The organism is Streptomyces sp. SolWspMP-5a-2 (assembly GCF_900091845.1).
GTDB classification, from domain to species: Bacteria; Actinomycetota; Actinomycetes; order Streptomycetales; family Streptomycetaceae; genus Streptomyces; species Streptomyces doudnae.
Map to the genome: position 1 here is coordinate 16,295 of NZ_FMCI01000048.1, position 16,053 is coordinate 32,347.

Sequence of the window (16,053 nt, forward strand, 5' to 3'; positions counted from 1 at the left end):
CCTGCTCACAGGAGCCGTTCATGCGCGACCTCTCCCCCACGGGGCAACCATCGCAACACTCCCTCCCGCCGAGCCGCCGCCGCGTGCTGCGCCGGGCCGGTGCCGGCGCACTCCTCGCCGGGACCGGCGTCCCCCTGCTGAACGCCTGCGGCGGCGGCGCCGGCGCCGGTGACCCCAGGACCGTCACCCTCGGCTCCAACGGCTCGGACGCCGTCCCGAAGGCGGCCTACGCCGAGATCTACGCGGCCTTCAGGAAGAAGTCCGGGATCACGGTCGACGTGAACACCAAGGACCACAACACCTTCCAGGAGCAGATCAACTCCTACCTCCAGGGCACCCCGGACGACGTGTTCACCTGGTTCGCCGGGTACCGCATGCAGTTCTTCGCCGCGAAGGGGCTCGCCACCCCGCTCGACGACGTCTGGGCGAAGATCGGCGGCAACTTCCCGGACGCCATGAAGAGGCTCAGCAAGGGCGAGGACGGCACGTACTACTTCGTCCCGCTGGACACCTACCCCTGGGCGGTCTTCCACCGCGGGAGCGTCTTCGAGCGGCACGGCTACGAGGTGCCCGCCACCTGGGACGCCTTCGTGGCCCTGTGCAAGCGGATGAGGAAGGACGGCCTCGTCCCGATCGCCTTCGGCGACAAGGACGCCTGGCCCGCGCTCGGCACCTTCGACCAGCTCGACTTCCGCACCAACGGCTACGACTTCCACGTGGACCTGATGGCGGGCAGGGCGTCCTGGACCGACGCCCGGGTGCGCAAGGTCTTCGACCTGTGGACCGAGATCCTCCCCCACCACCAGGACGGCGCCGTCGGCCGCACCTGGCAGGACGCGGCCCAGGCGCTGGTCGCCGGGAAGGCGGGCATGTACCTGCTGGGCTCCTTCGTGGGCCAGCAGTTCACCGACCCGGCCGACCTGGCCGACCTCGACTTCTTCCCCTTCCCCGCGATCAGCCCCGAGTTCGGGCAGGAGACGGTGGAGGCGCCCACCGACGGCTTCATGCTCAGCCGCAAGCCGAAGAACCACGCGGGCGCGGTCCGCCTCCTGGAGTTCCTCGGCACCCCGCGGGCCGAGGAGATCTACCTCAGATCCGACTCCAGCGTGGTCGCCGCCGCGAGCACGGCCTCCACGGCGTCGTACACCGCCCTCCAGAAGAAGGCGTTCGACATGATCAGCGGCGCCCGGAGCCTCACCCAGTTCATGGACCGCGACAGCCGGCCCGACTTCACCTCGACGGTGATGCAGCCCGCGCTGCAGACGTTCGTCCGCGACCCCAAGGGCGTCGACAGCCTGCTCACGTCCATCGAACGGCAGAAGAAGACGATCTTCGCGTCGTGAGCGCCCCCACCGAGACCGACGAGCCCCCGCGGGCCGCGCCCACCGCGCCCCCGCCGGGCGCCCCGCCCGCCGGGCCGACCGGCCACCGCCGCCTCCTCACCCGCCGCGACCGGATCACCCTCGCCCTGATGGCGGGCGTGCCCGCCCTCCTGCACGTCGCCCTGGTGTGGCTGACCGCGCTCGCCTCCGTCGCGCTCGCCTTCACCACCTGGGACGGCATCGGCTTCGACACCATCCACTGGGTCGGCCTGCGCAACTTCCGCGAACTGTTCACCACCAACCCGCAGTTCTGGCCCGCCGTCGAGCACAACGTCGTCTGGTTCGCCGTGCTGATCCTGCTGCCGACGCCCTTCGGCCTCTTCCTCGCCCTCCAGCTCGACAAGCGCGTCCGCTTCAGCCGCGTCTACCAGACCGCGTTCTTCCTGCCCGTCGTCGTCTCCCTGGCGGTCATCGGGTTCGTCTGGCAGCTCGTCTACAACCCGGACACCGGCCTGATCAACAGCCTCGTCGGCGCCAACAGGCCCGGCCACTACATCGACTGGATCGGCGACCCCGACCTCAACCTCTGGGCGATCCTCGTCGCCGCGTCCTGGCGGCACACCGGCTACATGATGATCCTGTACCTGGCCGGCCTCAAGAGCGTCGACCCGGCCCTGCGCGAGGCGGCCGCGCTCGACGGCGCCGACGAGTGGCAGACCTTCAGGCACGTCGTCCTGCCCGCCCTGCGCCCCACCAACACCGTCGTCCTGGTCGTCACCGTCATCGAGTCGCTGCGCGCCTTCGACCTGGTCTTCGTCTTCAACAAGGGCGCCCACGGAACGGAGTTGCTGTCGATCCTGGTCACCGACAACATCATCGGCGAGTCCAGCCGCATCGGCTACGGCTCCGCGATCGCCGTCGTCCTGCTGCTGATCTCGCTGGCCGTGATCATCCCGTACCTGGTCGCGACCTTCCGCACGGAGCGACGCGGATGACCGCCGCCGACCGGCCCGCCCGCCGCGCCCCCGTCCGCCCGGCCCGCGTCCTGCTGCACACCTTCCTCGTCGTCACCTCCCTGGCCTGGCTCGCCCCGCTCCTGTGGGCGCTGCTCGCCGCGCTGCGCCCCTACGCGGAGACCAGCGAGAAGGGGTACGTCTCCTGGCCCGACCGGCTCTCCACCGGCAACTTCACCCAGGCGTTCGAGCAGTCGGACATGGCGCACTACGTCGTCAACACGCTGGTCGTCGCGGTCCCGGCGGTCCTGCTCACCCTCTTCCTCTCCTCGATGGTGGCCTTCCACGTGGCCCGCTTCGACGCCCGCGTCAACCTCTCGCTGCTGCTGGTCTTCACGGCCGGGAACCTGCTCCCGCAGCAGGTGATCATCACGCCCCTGTACCGCCTCTACCTGCTGGTCGACCTGCCCGGCATCACGGCGAGCGGCAAGCTGTACGACTCGGCGCTCGGCCTGGTCCTCATCCACGTCGCGTTCCAGTCGGGCTTCTGCGTCTTCGTGCTGAGCGCCTCCATGCGCTCGCTCCCGCACGAACTGACCGAGGCGGCGCTCGTCGACGGCGCCTCCGTGTGGCGCCTGTACGCCCAGATCACGCTCCCGCTCTGCCGCCCGGCCATGGCGGCGCTGGCCACGCTGCTCTCGATCTGGATCTACAACGACTTCTTCTGGGCGATCGTCCTGATCTCCACCGGCGACAACATGCCGGTCACCTCGGCCCTGAACAACCTCTCGGGCCAGTACTTCACGGACCCCAACCTGGTGGCGGCGGGCGCCCTCCTGACGGCGATCCCGACCCTGGCCGTCTACTTCGCCCTCCAACGCCAGTTCGTGAGCGGCCTGACGCTGGGGTCGGGGAGGGGGTGAGGAGCCGGGGCGAGGGCCTCAGGAGGCGAGGGTGTCAGGAGGCTGGCGGGCCGGGGGCGGGGCGGGCGGCGCCCTGGAACACCTGGCCCGCGTGCCAGCGGAGGTGCGGCTCCGCGACGGGCGCGGCGCCGGGCTGCGGACCGAGCAGCGGCCGGCCGGCGAGGGCGAGGACCTGCTCACGGGCGGCCCTCCCGCGCCCCACGAACCGCTGCGACACCAGGATCCGGTGCCCGTCCCCGATCCCCAGGACGCCCTGGTCGAGGAGCTTGTGGTGCAGCGAGCACAGACACAGCCCGTTGTCGACGTCGTCCGGACCGCCGTACGCCCACCAGCGCACGTGCGCGGCCTCCAGCCCGACGGGCAGGGCGCCGATCATGCCGTCGTAGCCGCAGAACGCGCACCGGTACTCGTAGGCGGTCAGCACCGCCTCCCGCATCCGGGTGCCGCGGCGCCGGGGTCCGCCGGGGGCCGGGACCGCCGCCACCTCGCCGGGTTCCAGCCCGACGGCGGCGCAGAGGTCGGCGTGCAGGGAGGGCGGGAAGTGGGAGTCCAGGAGCGTCCGCGCGATCCGTCCGAGCAGCGCGGGGTCCCGCCGCAGCGCGTCCCGCAACCCGGGCGCCAGCCGCCCCACGGCACGGGTGGCGCGCAGCTCGCCCACCCGGGTGCCGGGACTGCCGGGACCCCGGTCGGTGCGCACCTCCCAGACGCCGTCGCCGACGAGATGGTGGAACGGGTAGGCGGGCGAGGTGGCCCGCACGGGCCCGTACTCGGCCAGCAGCCGCTTCAGGTCGTCCTCGACGGCGGTGTACGGCAACTCCGAGCCGTCCGGGTCGCGTTGATGGCGTCCGAGCGCGTACAGGAACAGCAGCGGCTTGTGCGGGGCGCGGACACCGTCCCTGCTCCACTGCCGCAGCCGCGCGGCGCGGTCGACCCAGTCCATGCCGGGGGAGTGTAGCGAGGGGGGTGCCGCCCGCCGCCGGGGTGGAGGAGCGGGCGCACCGGGCTCCACCCGTAGTTCCACCCGTGGGTCCAGGCGCGAAACGGCCTTCGCCAGCAGGCTTGCAGCATGACAACGACCGACTGGATCACCGACATCGCCCTCCTCCTCGTCGTCTTCCGGCAACTGCGGGAGGGCCGCCTCGACGCCAAGTCGTACCTGATCCCGCTGGGGATCGTGGCCTTCGTCGCGCACACCTACCTCGACAGCGTGCCCACGGCGGGCAACGACCTGGTGCTGATCGGCACGCTCGTCGCCGTCGGCGCGGCCCTCGGCATCGCGGGCGGCGTCTACACCCGCGTCCGCCAGGTCGGCACGGAGCTGTACATCAAGGCGGGCGCGGTCTCCGCGATCCTGTGGGTGCTGGGCATGGGCGCGCGGATGGGCTTCCAGCTCTGGGTCGACCACGGCGGCGCCGACGACGTGGCCCGCTTCAGCCTGGAGCACCAGATCACCACGGGCGACGCGTGGGTGGCGGCGTTCGTGCTGATGGCGCTCACCGAGGTGGTGACCAGGCTGGCCACCATATTCGTCCGCGGCCGGATGGCCACCCGGGAGCAGCGGCGGGCCGCCGGTGACGGACCCCGCGTCGCGGTCGCCGCGGACCGCGCGGTCTGAGCACGGGTTATCGTCGCGCCGTGTCCGCCACCGACAACGCCGCATCCCCAGGGCCGGTCTCCGAACGGGAGCCCGGCCCCCGGGCCGTGCTCCGCTACGACACCGGTCTCCAGTGGGCCGTGACCCTGCTGATCATCGCCGTCCCGGTCTCCAACGTCCGTCCGGTGGGCGTCAGCGGCCGGGGCCTGGCTGTGGTCGCGCTGCTGGTGGTCAACTCCGCCGCCCTGCTGGCCAGGCATCTGCCGCCGACCTTCCCGCCCCGGGCCGCGCTGGCCTGGCTGACCACCGGTGTCGTGGCGTCGGCGGCGCTGCTCGAGGTGAGCGACGGCGGCTCCGGCTACCTCTTCGCCTACTTCCTCGTCGGCCACGCCGGGTACCGCCTCTCCCTCAAGCCCGCCCTGGCGGTCGCGGCCCTCTCCAGCCTGCTCTGCGGCGCCGTCTTCTACTTCTACGTGGGCCCCGACCACCAGGTGCTGACGTGGACCTTCGGCCTCAGCACGGGCATCCCGGTGGTGGCCGGGATCCTGGGCCGCAGCAAGCAGCAGGCGGTGGAGGCGAAGCTGCAGGCCGCCGAGTCCGCCGAGCGGGCGGCGCGGGCCGAGGCGCGGACGGCCGTGCTCACCGAGCGGAGCCGTATCGCGCGGGACGTCCACGACGTGCTCGCGCACTCGCTGGCCGGGATCAACATGCATCTGGAACTGGCGGACGCCCTGATCGACACGGGTGACCTGGAGAAGGTGCGCGCGGCGCACAACAGGGCGCAGAGCCTGGTCAAGGAGAGCCTGAAGCAGGCCCAGTGGACCGTGCACGCGCTGCGCGAGGACTCGCTCCCGCTGCTGGAGAGCCTGACCGCGATGATCGAGTCGTCGGGCCACCGCGGGGCGCTGACCGTGACGGGGACCGTGCGCGAGCTTCCGGCGCCGGTCACCCAGAACGTGCTGCGGATCGCGCAGGAGGCGCTGACCAACGCGGCCCGGCACGCTCCCGGGGCCGGGCTCACGGTGGGGCTCGCCTTCGAGGAGACGTCGACGACCCTCACCGTCCGCAACGGGGCCCCGAGCGGTGCGGCGGGCGCGGGGGCCGGGAGCGGCATGGGGCTGATAGGAATGCGCGAACGCGTCGCCCTGCTGGGCGGCACCCTCACGGCGGGCCCGCTCACCGAGGGTCCGGAGAGGGGCGGATGGCAGGTGGAGGCAGTGATCCCGGGATGACGACGACCGACGAACCGGCCCAGGGGCCGCACGACCCGGGGCCCGAGCGCCCGCTGAGGGTGATCGTGGCCGACGACCAGGCGGCCGTCCGCGAGCCGCTGGCCGCGGTGCTGGACATGACCGAGGACATCGACGTCGTGGCCGCCGCCGCGGACGGCGCCGAGGTCCTGGCCGCCGTGGCCGCCGGGCCAGTCGACGTCGTCCTGATGGACCTGCGCATGCCGGTGATGGACGGTGTCGAGGCGACCCGGCGGCTGACCGAGGAGCACCCGGGGACGGCCGTGGTCGTACTGACCACCTTCGCCGACGACGACTCGATCCTGGCCGCCCTGAGCGCGGGCGCCCGCGGTTACCTGACGAAGAACGCGGGGCGCCAGGACATCGTCCGGGCGATCCGGGCCGCCGCGGCGGGGCAGTCCGTCCTGGACCAGGAGGTGCAGAACCGCCTCCTGGCCACCGTGCGCACCCGGCCCCCGGCCGCCGCGAGCCCCCTCCCGCCGGACCTCACCCGCCGCGAACGCGAGGTGCTCACCCTGATCGGCCGGGGCCTGCCCAACCGGGCGATCGCCGAGAACCTCTTCATCAGCGAGGCCACGGTCAAGACCCACATCAACAACCTGTTCGCCAAGGCGGACATCAAGGACCGGGCGGAGGCGGTCCGCCGAGCGATCACGGCGGGGCTGGCGTGACGGGGGAGCGGGAGGCGGGCGCCCGGGGCCCGCGGCCGTGGGCGTTCAGGGGGCGGAACCCGCGCGCTTGTCCCCGACGGCCGTGAGGCTCCACAGGGGTGGGCCGACCCCGGAGAAGCCGCAGACCCCGCGGCTCAGGGCCTCCGCCTGGTCCAGGGCGGTGATCGGCTCCAGGACGTCCCGGACGGACAACGATGCGCCGGAAAAGCAACGAGGAAAAGTCGAAGGGCCCCGCCGCGAACGGTGGGGCCCTTCGACATCGTGCCCGGTGAGGCACTGGCGGAGGATACGAGATTCGAACTCGTGAGGGGTTGCCCCCAACACGCTTTCCAAGCGTGCGCCCTAGGCCTCTAGGCGAATCCTCCGCCGGGAACATTACATGACCGAGGAGGGTGCTCGCGAACTCGTTCCCAGCCGCTGACGTCGGGTACTCTCTGGGTAGCCCCTCACGCGGCGCTATCTGACTGAACTCCCCCAGGGCCGGAAGGCAGCAAGGGTAGGTCGGCTCTGGCGGGTGCGTGGGGGGCGTCTTCGTTGCCCGGCGGGGTCGGTCGGGAGCCCCGCTGTCAGTGGGCGCCTATAACCTCGTACGCGTGTCGTCTCTTGCGCTGTATCGCCGCTATCGCCCGGAGTCGTTCGCCGAGGTCATCGGGCAGGAGCATGTAACCGACCCGTTGCAGCAGGCGCTGCGGAACAACCGGGTCAATCACGCGTACCTGTTCAGCGGGCCGCGCGGCTGCGGCAAGACGACCAGCGCCCGCATCCTGGCCCGCTGCCTGAACTGCGAGAAGGGCCCGACGCCCACCCCCTGCGGGGAGTGCCAGTCCTGCCTCGACCTGGCGCGCAACGGCCCCGGCTCCATCGACGTCATCGAGATCGACGCCGCCTCCCACGGTGGCGTGGACGACGCCCGTGAGCTGCGCGAGAAGGCGTTCTTCGGGCCCGCGTCCAGCCGCTACAAGATCTACATCATCGACGAGGCCCACATGGTCACGTCGGCCGGCTTCAACGCGCTGCTGAAGGTCGTCGAGGAGCCCCCGGAGCACCTCAAGTTCATCTTCGCCACGACCGAGCCCGAGAAGGTCATCGGCACCATCAGGTCCCGCACCCACCACTACCCCTTCCGGCTGGTTCCGCCCGGCACCCTGCGGGAGTACCTCGGCGAGGTCTGCCAGAAGGAGGGCATCCCGGTCGACGACGGCGTGCTGCCGCTCGTCGTGCGCGCGGGCGCCGGCTCGGTGCGTGACTCGATGTCCGTCATGGACCAGCTCCTCGCGGGCGCCGCCGCGGACGGTGTGACGTACGCCATGGCCACCTCCCTCCTCGGCTACACCGACGGCTCGCTCCTCGACTCCGTCGTCGAGGCGTTCGCCACCGGGGACGGCGCCGCCGCCTTCGACGTCGTCGACCACGTCATCGAGGGCGGCAACGACCCCCGCCGCTTCGTCGCCGACCTGCTGGAGCGCCTGCGGGACCTGGTGATCCTCGCCGCCGTCCCGGACGCCGCCGAGAAGGGCCTCATCGACGCCCCCGCCGACGTCATCGAGCGGATGCTGGCCCAGGCGAGCACCTTCGGCGCCGCCGAGCTGAGCCGGTCCGCCGACCTCGTCAACGAGGGGCTGACCGAGATGCGCGGCGCCAACTCCCCGCGCCTGCAGCTCGAACTGATCTGCGCCCGCGTGCTGCTCCCCGCCGCCTACGGCGATGAGCGCGCCGTCATGGCCCGCCTCGACCGCCTCGAACGCGGAGCGGCGCAGTTCTCCGGCGGGGGCGGCGCCACCGCGCCCGCACCGCCGCCGGGGCCGACCGGCCGACCGGCCTACTGACCGACTGACCGACCGGCCGACCGCACCACGGTCTCCGCCGTCCGCGGAGGTGACGAACCGGGCCTCGGGGAGGGACGTTTGCAGTCCTGAGACCCACCTTTGCAGCAGCAGCGGTTACGGTGCTGACGTACGTGATCGACGGGGGATGGGGAGGGAAACATGCCCGGAACCGTGCTGCTGCTCGCCGCCGCTCCGGTGGGCAGGGGCCGCCTGGTGGACGCCGCGTCCGTGCTTCCCGTCCTGGCGGCGGTGGAGCCCGCCGTGCTGTCCGGGACCGGCACCGCGAACGTCGTGGAGCTGGCCGACCCGCTGGAGCCGCAGGCCGTCCTGACCCGGCTGCGGGCCGCCGCGACCGCGCCGGGGCCGCTCACCGTCTTCGTCACCGGCCAGCTCCAGCTCGACCGCAGGCAGCGGCTCCCGCACCTCTCGCTGGCCCGCACCACGCCCGCCACGGTCCGCTACACCGCGCTGCCCTGGCACTGGCTCCGCGAGGAGCTGCGGCTGCGCCCGCCCGGCGCCACCAGCCTCGTCCTCGACCTGCACGCCGACGCCGAGACCTGGCAGTGGCTGAGCGAGCACCCGCTCGACAGCGGGCACAACAACACCGTCCACGGGCGGATCGCGCCCCCGCCGGGCCGCCGCGCCGTCGCCGCGCCCGGCTACATGAAGGCCGTCGCGACGATCCTGCGCAGCGGTCACCGGCCGCCGCTCGACCAACTGCACCAGCAGGCGCTGTCCCGGATCGCGGACGAGCCGCCCGGCCTGGAGCTGGCGGCGCCGGGACCCGCCCCCGACGACCCGCACGCCGTGATCTCCGCCGCCGTCCAGGCCGGACGGCACGGCGAGGCGGAGTCCCTCGCCGCCCGGTACGAGCAGGCCGCGGCGCACACCCACGGGCCGGGTTCGGAGCCGGTGCTGCACTGGAGCGAGGTCCGCGCCGACCTCGCGATGCTCGCGGGCGACCCGGCGCGGAGCTGCCGCACCTGGCTCGCGGTGGCCGAGGCCCGGCTCGCCGCGGGCCAGCCGGTGGACGCCCCGGCCGTCGAGGCGGCCGTCGACCGCGCCCACCACCAGTGGGGCCAGGTCGCCGAACCGGCCGCAGCCCGCGAACTGGGCCTCGCCCTGGCCGCGCTGCGCTCCCGGGTGCCGGGCCGCCGGGAGGGCGCCCTGGACCATGTCCAGCGCCAGCTACGGCAGTTGCAGACCCAGGGCTGACGGGAGGCGGCGGACGTCGGCCGGGAGGCGGGCGGACGTCGGCCGCGAGAGGGCGGACGGCGGCCGAAGGGGCCCGGCGGCCGTCGGAAGCGGATGGACGCCAGGCGGCAGGGGCCCGACGCCCGTCTGAAGCGGGCGGACGCCCGGCGGGAGAGGCGCGTCGCCGTCGGGTGACGGCACGGGGGTTACCCGACGGAGTGTATTTCCGCACCGGCCCGGCGGCCCGGGGCCCGCACCGGGGCCGTCGGCGGCCGTCACCCCGGGCGCCCGGTGCCCCCGGCCGTCATCCGGCGTGGTGCGCCTGCTGTACGTTGCTGGTCCGCGGCCCGTCCACGGCTCTCGCCGGGACGGCGTTGGCGGCCAGGACCAGCATGGCCACGGCGACGACGGCCGCGCAGAGTCCTCGGGCGTAACGCTCGGAGATGTGTCGGAGCACGGCAACCTCTCAACAGCGTTGTATTAAACCCACTTAAGACGCCGTTTAACCTAGAGCCAGTCGTGGGTCAACAGCAAGAGGGCCAGGGGGAGTTGGGGATGTCCGAGCGTGACGACCCGGGAACCATCGGACGCCGGGTCCAGCAGTTGCGCGCCGAGCGCGGGCTGACCCAGCGGCAGTTGGCCGAGCCCGCCTACACACCCGCCTACATCTCCACCCTGGAGGCCGGACGGGTCCGCGCCTCCGAGGACGCGCTGCGGCACATCGCCGAACGCCTCGGCGTCGCCTACGAGGAGCTGGCCACCGGACGCCCCGCCCACCTCGCCACCGACCTGCGCCTCAGACTGACCGAGGCGCAGCGCACCCTCGCCACCGGCGAGACCGCGCAAGCCACCGAGCAGTACACCGGCCTGCTCGCGGAGGCCCGGGAGCACGCCCTGCCGGAGGCCGAGGCCGCCGCCCTGCTCGGCCTCGGCGAATGCGCCCTCGACACCGGTGAACTCGCCGCCGCCCGCCAGTACTTCGAGCGCACCGAGCAGGCCCTCGCGGACGCCCCGCTGACCGCCCGGGTGCCCGCCCTGCGCGGCCGCGCCGTCTCCCACTACCTCGCCGGTGAACTCCGGTACGCCGTCTACCTGCTGGAGTCCACCCTCGACGAGCTGAACCGCGCGGGACTCCACGACCCGGACGCGCTGCTGCTGCTCTACGCCAGCATCATCGGCCCCTACATGGACATGGGCGCCCACGCCCGCGCCGCCCAGGCCGCCGAGTTCGCGCTCACCCTCGCCCCGCGCGCGGGCGACCCCGCGCTGGTCGCCCGGATGCACCGCTCGGTCGCCCGCACCCTGCTCGCCGAGGGCCGGGTCGCCGAGGCCGACGCCTCCCTCGCCAAGGCGGCCGAGCTGTACCGCACCCTCCATCTGCGCACCGAACTCGCCAACTGCCACTGGATGCGCGGCTACGTCTGCGCGCAGAACGGCGAACTCAAGCGCGCCGAGGAGGAGTTGCGCACGGCCCTGACCATGCTGGCGGCCGGTCGCGCCGCCCTCTACGGCAGCCAGGCCGCCGTCGAACTCGCCGACGTGCTGCACCGGCGCGGCAAGTCGGAGGAGGCCGCGGAGCTGCTGCGCGAGGTGCTCAGCGACCTCAGCCCCGAGCGCGGCGCCCTGCACGCCGCCGCCGCGCACCGGCTGCTCGGCATCATCGCCGAGGACGCCCGGGACACCGAGTCCGCCGAGGAGCACTACGTGCGCGCGCTGAGCCTGCTGGAGCGGGCGGGCGCGGCCGGTGACCTGGCCGACCTGTGCCGCCTCCTCGGCGACCTGCTGCGCCGCACCGGCCGGGTCGAGGCGGCCCTGGACGCCTACCGCACGGGCCTGCGCCACCGCACGGCCCCCGGCACCACCACCCTCGGCCCGGCCCCCGCACAGCCGCCTCTGTGACCCCGCGGGTCACCGTCACCCGCGCCCGGCACCCCGGGGGCACGGCTCGGCACCGACGTGGCCGTTTCGTCCCCGGGGGCCCGGGTACCCGCGTGCGGTCCGGCCGCCCCGAGCACGCGAAGGAGGCGGTGGCCGTGCGACCCAGGCACGACCGAGGTGACTCCGGGGACGGGCACGACCGCGCCGCCGAGGAGATCGCCGGGTGGCTGTGGGGAGCGGGGCCCGACGAGGTCCCCGACCGGCTGTGCCGCGCGGCGACCCGGCTGCTGCCGGTGACCGGCGTGAGCGTGTCCCTGTACGCGCGCGGGGTGCCGGTGCGGCTGGCGGCGAGCGGCGCGCAGGCCGCCCGGCTCGGCGACATCCAGGCCGCCCTGGGCGACGGGCCCTGCCACACGGCGGCGCTCACCCACCGCACCGTCCTCGCCGACGACCTGACCCGGGGACCGGACGCCGCCCGCTGGCCGGTCTTCGCCCAGCAGGCGACCGACGCGGGGGTGCGGGCCGCGTACGTGCTGCCGCTGGGGGCCGCCGCGGTCTGCGTCGGCACGCTCGACCTGCACCGCGACGAACCGGGCCCGCTCGGCGCCGCCGACCTGCGCACGGCACGGGTCCTCGCGCGGGTCACGACGGCCGCGCTGACGGTGCTGGTGCGCGAGGACGCGCCCTGGCCCGGCGGCCGGCAGGCCGAGATCCACCAGGCGACCGGCGTGGTCATGGCGCAGCTCGGCATCTCCGCCGCCCCGGCCCTGGCCCGGCTGCGGGCCCACGCCTTCGCCGAGGACCGCACGATCCGCGACCTGGCCCACGAGGTGGTGCGCGGCCGGATCAGATTCGACGGCGAGGGATGACGGCGGAAGTTCGACGGCGGGGGATGACGGCGGAAGGCAGGGTGCCGGGACCCGGTGGTTGCGAGCCGGGCGCGGCGCGCTCGCGGAGCCGCAGAAGCCGGGGGCTCGACGGAGTCGGGGAGCCGAAGAAACCGGCGGAGCGGCAGAAGCCGAAGTAGCCGGGGAAGCCGAAGTAGCCGGGGAAGCCTGGGCCCGGTGGCGTTCCGGCGGGTCGGGTCAGATCTGGACCCGGCCCTGTTTGCGGACCTCCGCCAGCCGCTGCGCCCCCAGCCGGGCCACCGCGCCGGTCACGTCGGCGGAGACGTCGCCGAGGCCGCCGTCCGTGACGGTGATCGTGTCGTCGCCGACCCGGACCGCGGCGACGTCCAGGGTGAGGACCGGCGCGTCCTCCTGGTCGGCCGGTCCCTTCATGGTGACCCGCAGGCCCTGCCGGGCGTCGCCGACCTCGGGCAGCCGCGCGTCGGCGACCTCGACGGTGTGCGGGGCGCCGCCCGTGCCCTTGGCGGTGAAGTGGCGGCAGGTGCGCGGCAGTTCCCGCAGCCACGCCAGGGTCCTGTCCACGTCGGCGCGGGGCAGGGCGAGCACCTGGTAGCGGAGCTGCGCCTCGTCCATGGCGTCGTCGAGGCCGATCACCGCGCGGGTGCCGGACGCGCCGCCGAACAGGTCGTCGGTGTAGAGCGCGTCGAGCAGCCGCCGGCAGTCGGGCGCGTCGGCGGTCGCCTTCAGCATGGTGTCCCGCCAGGTCGCCGCGCCCTGCGTCGGTGCCCAGGGGTCGCCCAGGTCGGCCTCGGTGACGAGGGCGGCGCGCGCCTGGGCGTCGGTGAGGGCGCCCGCGGCCGGTGCGGCGGGCGCCGACGGGCGGGCCGACGGCGACGAGGTGTGCCCGCCGCCCTTGCGCCGCGGCCCGTCGGCGGACCCGGCGGAGCAGCCGGCCGAGGCCAGCAGCGTCCCGGCGGCCAGGACGGCGAGCGCGGAGGAGGACAGGACACGGGCCGGGGTTCGGGGCATCGGGGTCTCCTGGGGACCGAGGACGACGGCGGCGACGGCGGGCCGGGCGGCGGATGCGCGGTCCGCCCGGGTTCCCAAAAGACCACCGACCCCGCACCCGCACCACCGAGCCGACCCGTCCGGGTTACCCGCCCGGCGCAGTCACCCCCACCGGGTTCACCCGTACCGCCGAGCCCGCGCGCTCCGCCCGCTCGCTCCACCGGCTCGCCCTGCCCCCGTGTCCCGCTCGCTCGGCCTGCCCGCTCGCCCCGCCCCCGTGCCCTGCCCGCCCGCTGGCTCCCCCCCCGGCGGCCCGCCCACCCCCGCGTCCCGCTCGGAACCCACCCCGTAAGGTCGCTCCCAGCAGGGCCTTCGGTGGCCCGGGAGAGGAGTTGCGCCGTGCCGACCGGTCAGACCGTTCCGGTGATCATCGACTGCGACACCGGGGTCGACGACGCCCTGGCCCTGCTGTTCGCCGTCCGGCACCCCGGGATCGACCTGCGGGCCGTCACCTGTGTCGCCGGGAACACCGACGTCGACGGCGTCGTGCGCAACACCCTGACGGTGCTGGAGATCGCGGGCGCGGGCGACGTCCCGGTCGGGCGCGGCGCCGAGCGTCCGCTGATCGAACCGGCCCGCTCCGCGCGCCATGTGCACGGCGCCGACGGCATGGGCGACCTCGGGCTGCCCGCGCCCGCCCGGCTCCCCGCCGACGTGGACGCGGTGACGCTGCTGCGGCGCGAGATCCTCGCCTCGCCGCGCCCGGTCACCCTGGTGCCCACCGCGCCGCTCACCAACATCGCCCTGCTGCTGCGCACCCACCCGGAGGTGACGCGCAACATCGAGCGGATCGTCTTCATGGGCGGCGCGGTGGCCACCGGCAACGCCACCCCGGTGGCGGAGTTCAACGTCTGGCACGACCCGGAGGCGGCGGCCGTGCTGCTCACCGCCGGGGTGCCGATCACGATGTACGGGCTCGACGTCTTCGAGCGGGTCGTCGTGCCGGGGCCGCGGGTGCGGCGGCTGCGCGAGAGCGCGGAGCCGGGCGCGCGCCTGGCCGGTGCGCTCCTCTCGCACCGCCCGGCGACACCGGCCGCCGACGGCGACGACCCGGGCGGCGGCATCGGGGACGCGGGCGCGGTCTGCGCCGTCGTCGACCCGGCGGGCATCACCACCCGCGCGCTGCCGGTCGAGGTCTCCCTCGCGCCGGGCCCCGCCCGCGGCCAGACCGTCGTCGACCGCCGCAGCCGCCCCGGCGAGGCCGAGATCCACGAGGGCACCCGCGAACAGGCCCTGGTGGACGTCGCGCTCGACGTGGACGTCGACCGGTTCGTGCGGCTCTGGCTCGACACGGTCGCCGGGTAGGGAACGGTCCTGGCGGCGCCGTCCGGCACGTCCCGCGGTCAGGCCGCGGAGCGGTCGGCGGACGGCCTGCGGCGCAGCGCCGGTTCCGTGACCGGCGGGGTGTCGTAGGCCATGTCGAGCCTGCTGACGTCGGTGCCGGGGGCGACGACCTCGTCGATCCGGTCGAGGACGCCGTCGTCGAGGGTGACGTCCGCGCCCGCGAGCAGGTCGTCGAGCTGCTCCTCGGTGCGCGGGCCGAGGATCGCGGAGGTGACGCCGGGGTGCGCGACGGCGAACGCCAGGGCGAGGTGGGTGAGGGACAGCCCGGCCTCCTCGGCGATCGGGATCAGCCGCTCGACGGCGTCAAGCCTGGCCTCGTCGCCGAAGTGCCGGAAGCCGCGCGCGGCCCGGCGGCTGTCGGTGGCCCGCCCCTTGCGGAACCGGCCGGTGAGCATGCCCTGGGCGAGCGGGCTCCAGACCAGGGTGCCCATGCCGTACCGCTCGCAGACGGGCAGCACCTCGCGCTCGACGGAGCGGTCCAGGATCGAGTAGGGCGGCTGCTCGGTGCGCGGCCGGTGCAGCCCGCGCCGCTCGGCCGTCCACTGCGCCTCGACGATCTCCGAGGCCGGGAAGGTCGAGGTGCCGAAGGCCCGCACCTTGCCCGCGCGCACCAGGTCGGTGAGGGCGGAGAGGGTCTCCTCCACGTCGGTGTCGGGCGCGGGCCGGTGCACCTGGTAGAGGTCGACGTGGTCCGGTGCCGAGGCGGCGCAGCGAGTCGTCGAGCGCCCGGACCAGCCAGCGGCGGGAGTTGCCGCGCTGGTTGGGGTCGTCGCCCATCGGCAGGTGCGCCTTGGTGGCCAGCACGACGGTGTCCCGCCGCCCGCCCCTGAGCGCCTTGCCGACGATGGTCTCGGACTCGCCGCCCGAGTAGGCGTCGGCGGTGTCGATGAGGTTGACGCCCGCGTCCAGCGCCTTGTGGACGAGGCGGACGCAGTCGTCGTGGTCGGGGTTGCCGAAGGCGCCGAACATCATCGCGCCCAGGCAGTAGGGGCTGACCTTGATGCCGGTGCGGCCCAGCGTGCGGTATTTCATGGCTCTCCTCGTCCGCGCCGGGGGCCACGGACACGCCGATAAACGGGACATCGTTCCGTTACGACGATACGGAACGCTGTCCCGCTTAGCAAGCGACGGCGGGCCGGGCCCCGGCCCCGGGCATGCCGAACGCCCCGGAACGGGGGAGGT

15 protein-coding genes, 1 tRNA gene, 1 other RNA gene and 1 pseudogene are annotated in these 16,053 nt (G+C 74.2%); 12 read left to right on the forward strand and 6 right to left on the reverse strand.

Annotated features, from left to right (window positions below; genetic code table 11):
- Positions 1–20 precede the first annotated feature (20 nt).
- The 3 genes from GA0115242_RS04325 to GA0115242_RS04335 are packed head-to-tail and all read left to right on the forward strand — an operon-like array spanning position 21 to position 3,198.
- The gene (locus GA0115242_RS04325; protein WP_093824683.1) at positions 21–1,343 is read left to right on the forward strand and encodes an ABC transporter substrate-binding protein; all 1,323 of its coding nucleotides are present in this window, start codon (positions 21–23) and stop codon (positions 1,341–1,343) included.
- Positions 1,340–2,317 (forward strand): carbohydrate ABC transporter permease, encoded by a 978-nt coding sequence (locus GA0115242_RS04330; RefSeq protein ID WP_093824685.1) that lies wholly within the window; start codon positions 1,340–1,342, stop codon positions 2,315–2,317. Before GA0115242_RS04325 ends, GA0115242_RS04330 begins: the two co-directional genes overlap by 4 nt.
- On the forward strand, positions 2,314–3,198 hold the full coding sequence (locus tag GA0115242_RS04335) for a carbohydrate ABC transporter permease (RefSeq protein WP_093824688.1): 885 nt from the start codon (positions 2,314–2,316) through the stop codon (positions 3,196–3,198). The genes GA0115242_RS04330 and GA0115242_RS04335 overlap by 4 nt, the downstream gene beginning before the upstream one ends.
- 34 nt (positions 3,199–3,232) lie before the next feature.
- On the opposite strand, the gene GA0115242_RS04340 is transcribed toward GA0115242_RS04335, so the two are convergent.
- Positions 3,233–4,138, reverse strand: coding sequence for a phosphorothioated DNA-binding restriction endonuclease (locus GA0115242_RS04340; RefSeq protein ID WP_093824691.1), 906 nt, complete (start codon positions 4,136–4,138; stop codon positions 3,233–3,235).
- Positions 4,139–4,264: 126 nt separating this feature from the next.
- Here GA0115242_RS04340 and GA0115242_RS04345 point away from each other — a divergent pair, with 126 nt between their 5' ends.
- Genes GA0115242_RS04345 through GA0115242_RS04355 form a run of 3 tightly spaced genes read left to right on the forward strand, consistent with a single transcriptional unit; the run spans position 4,265 to position 6,713 of the window.
- Positions 4,265–4,813 carry a hypothetical protein gene (locus GA0115242_RS04345; protein WP_093824694.1) on the forward strand — a complete coding sequence of 183 codons (549 nt, stop codon included), beginning with the start codon at positions 4,265–4,267 and terminating at the stop codon, positions 4,811–4,813.
- A gap of 20 nt (positions 4,814–4,833) precedes the next feature.
- Positions 4,834–6,024, forward strand: a complete 1,191-nt coding sequence (locus GA0115242_RS04350; RefSeq protein ID WP_093824697.1) for a sensor histidine kinase — start codon at positions 4,834–4,836, stop codon at positions 6,022–6,024.
- Positions 6,021–6,713: a response regulator transcription factor gene (locus tag GA0115242_RS04355; protein ID WP_093824699.1), complete on the forward strand. Its 693-nt coding sequence runs from the start codon at positions 6,021–6,023 to the stop codon at positions 6,711–6,713. Before GA0115242_RS04350 ends, GA0115242_RS04355 begins: the two co-directional genes overlap by 4 nt.
- A 45-nt stretch (positions 6,714–6,758) precedes the next feature.
- On the opposite strand, the gene GA0115242_RS40585 is transcribed toward GA0115242_RS04355, so the two are convergent.
- A complete protein-coding gene (locus GA0115242_RS40585; RefSeq protein WP_161352997.1) occupies positions 6,759–6,905 on the reverse strand; it encodes a hypothetical protein in 147 nt (48 codons plus the stop codon).
- An 85-nt stretch (positions 6,906–6,990) separates the two neighbouring features.
- Positions 6,991–7,078: transfer RNA gene (locus tag GA0115242_RS04360), tRNA-Ser, on the reverse strand.
- Positions 7,079–7,150: 72 nt separating this feature from the next.
- On the opposite strand from GA0115242_RS04360, the gene ffs reads away from it, so the two are divergent.
- From ffs to GA0115242_RS04375, 3 genes are all read left to right on the forward strand, one after another.
- Positions 7,151–7,247: signal recognition particle sRNA small type (ffs, locus tag GA0115242_RS04365), an RNA gene on the forward strand.
- Positions 7,248–7,306: 59 nt separating this feature from the next.
- Entirely contained in the window at positions 7,307–8,539 is a 1,233-nt protein-coding gene (locus GA0115242_RS04370) for a DNA polymerase III subunit gamma and tau (protein ID WP_370672251.1), read from the forward strand.
- A 159-nt stretch (positions 8,540–8,698) separates the two neighbouring features.
- On the forward strand, positions 8,699–9,754 hold the full coding sequence (locus GA0115242_RS04375) for a hypothetical protein (RefSeq protein WP_093824701.1): 1,056 nt from the start codon (positions 8,699–8,701) through the stop codon (positions 9,752–9,754).
- A 283-nt stretch (positions 9,755–10,037) separates the two neighbouring features.
- On the opposite strand, the gene GA0115242_RS40590 is transcribed toward GA0115242_RS04375, so the two are convergent.
- Positions 10,038–10,190, reverse strand: a complete 153-nt coding sequence (locus GA0115242_RS40590; RefSeq protein WP_176729741.1) for a hypothetical protein — start codon at positions 10,188–10,190, stop codon at positions 10,038–10,040.
- Positions 10,191–10,288: 98 nt separating this feature from the next.
- On the opposite strand from GA0115242_RS40590, the gene GA0115242_RS04380 reads away from it, so the two are divergent.
- A complete protein-coding gene (locus GA0115242_RS04380) occupies positions 10,289–11,632 on the forward strand; it encodes a helix-turn-helix domain-containing protein (protein WP_093824703.1) in 1,344 nt (447 codons plus the stop codon).
- Positions 11,633–11,766: 134 nt separating this feature from the next.
- Entirely contained in the window at positions 11,767–12,480 is a 714-nt protein-coding gene (locus tag GA0115242_RS04385) for a GAF domain-containing protein (RefSeq protein ID WP_176729742.1), read from the forward strand.
- A 216-nt stretch (positions 12,481–12,696) separates the two neighbouring features.
- Here the strand turns inward: GA0115242_RS04385 and GA0115242_RS04390 are convergent, their stop codons facing one another.
- A complete protein-coding gene (locus tag GA0115242_RS04390; protein WP_093824754.1) occupies positions 12,697–13,488 on the reverse strand; it encodes a hypothetical protein in 792 nt (263 codons plus the stop codon).
- 378 nt (positions 13,489–13,866) lie between these two features.
- Between GA0115242_RS04390 and GA0115242_RS04395 the strand changes: the two genes are divergently transcribed.
- A complete protein-coding gene (locus tag GA0115242_RS04395; RefSeq protein ID WP_093824704.1) occupies positions 13,867–14,832 on the forward strand; it encodes a nucleoside hydrolase in 966 nt (321 codons plus the stop codon).
- Positions 14,833–14,870: 38 nt separating this feature from the next.
- Here the strand turns inward: GA0115242_RS04395 and GA0115242_RS04400 are convergent.
- Positions 14,871–15,903, reverse strand: a pseudogene (locus GA0115242_RS04400) (aldo/keto reductase).
- Positions 15,904–16,053: the final 150 nt, after the last annotated feature.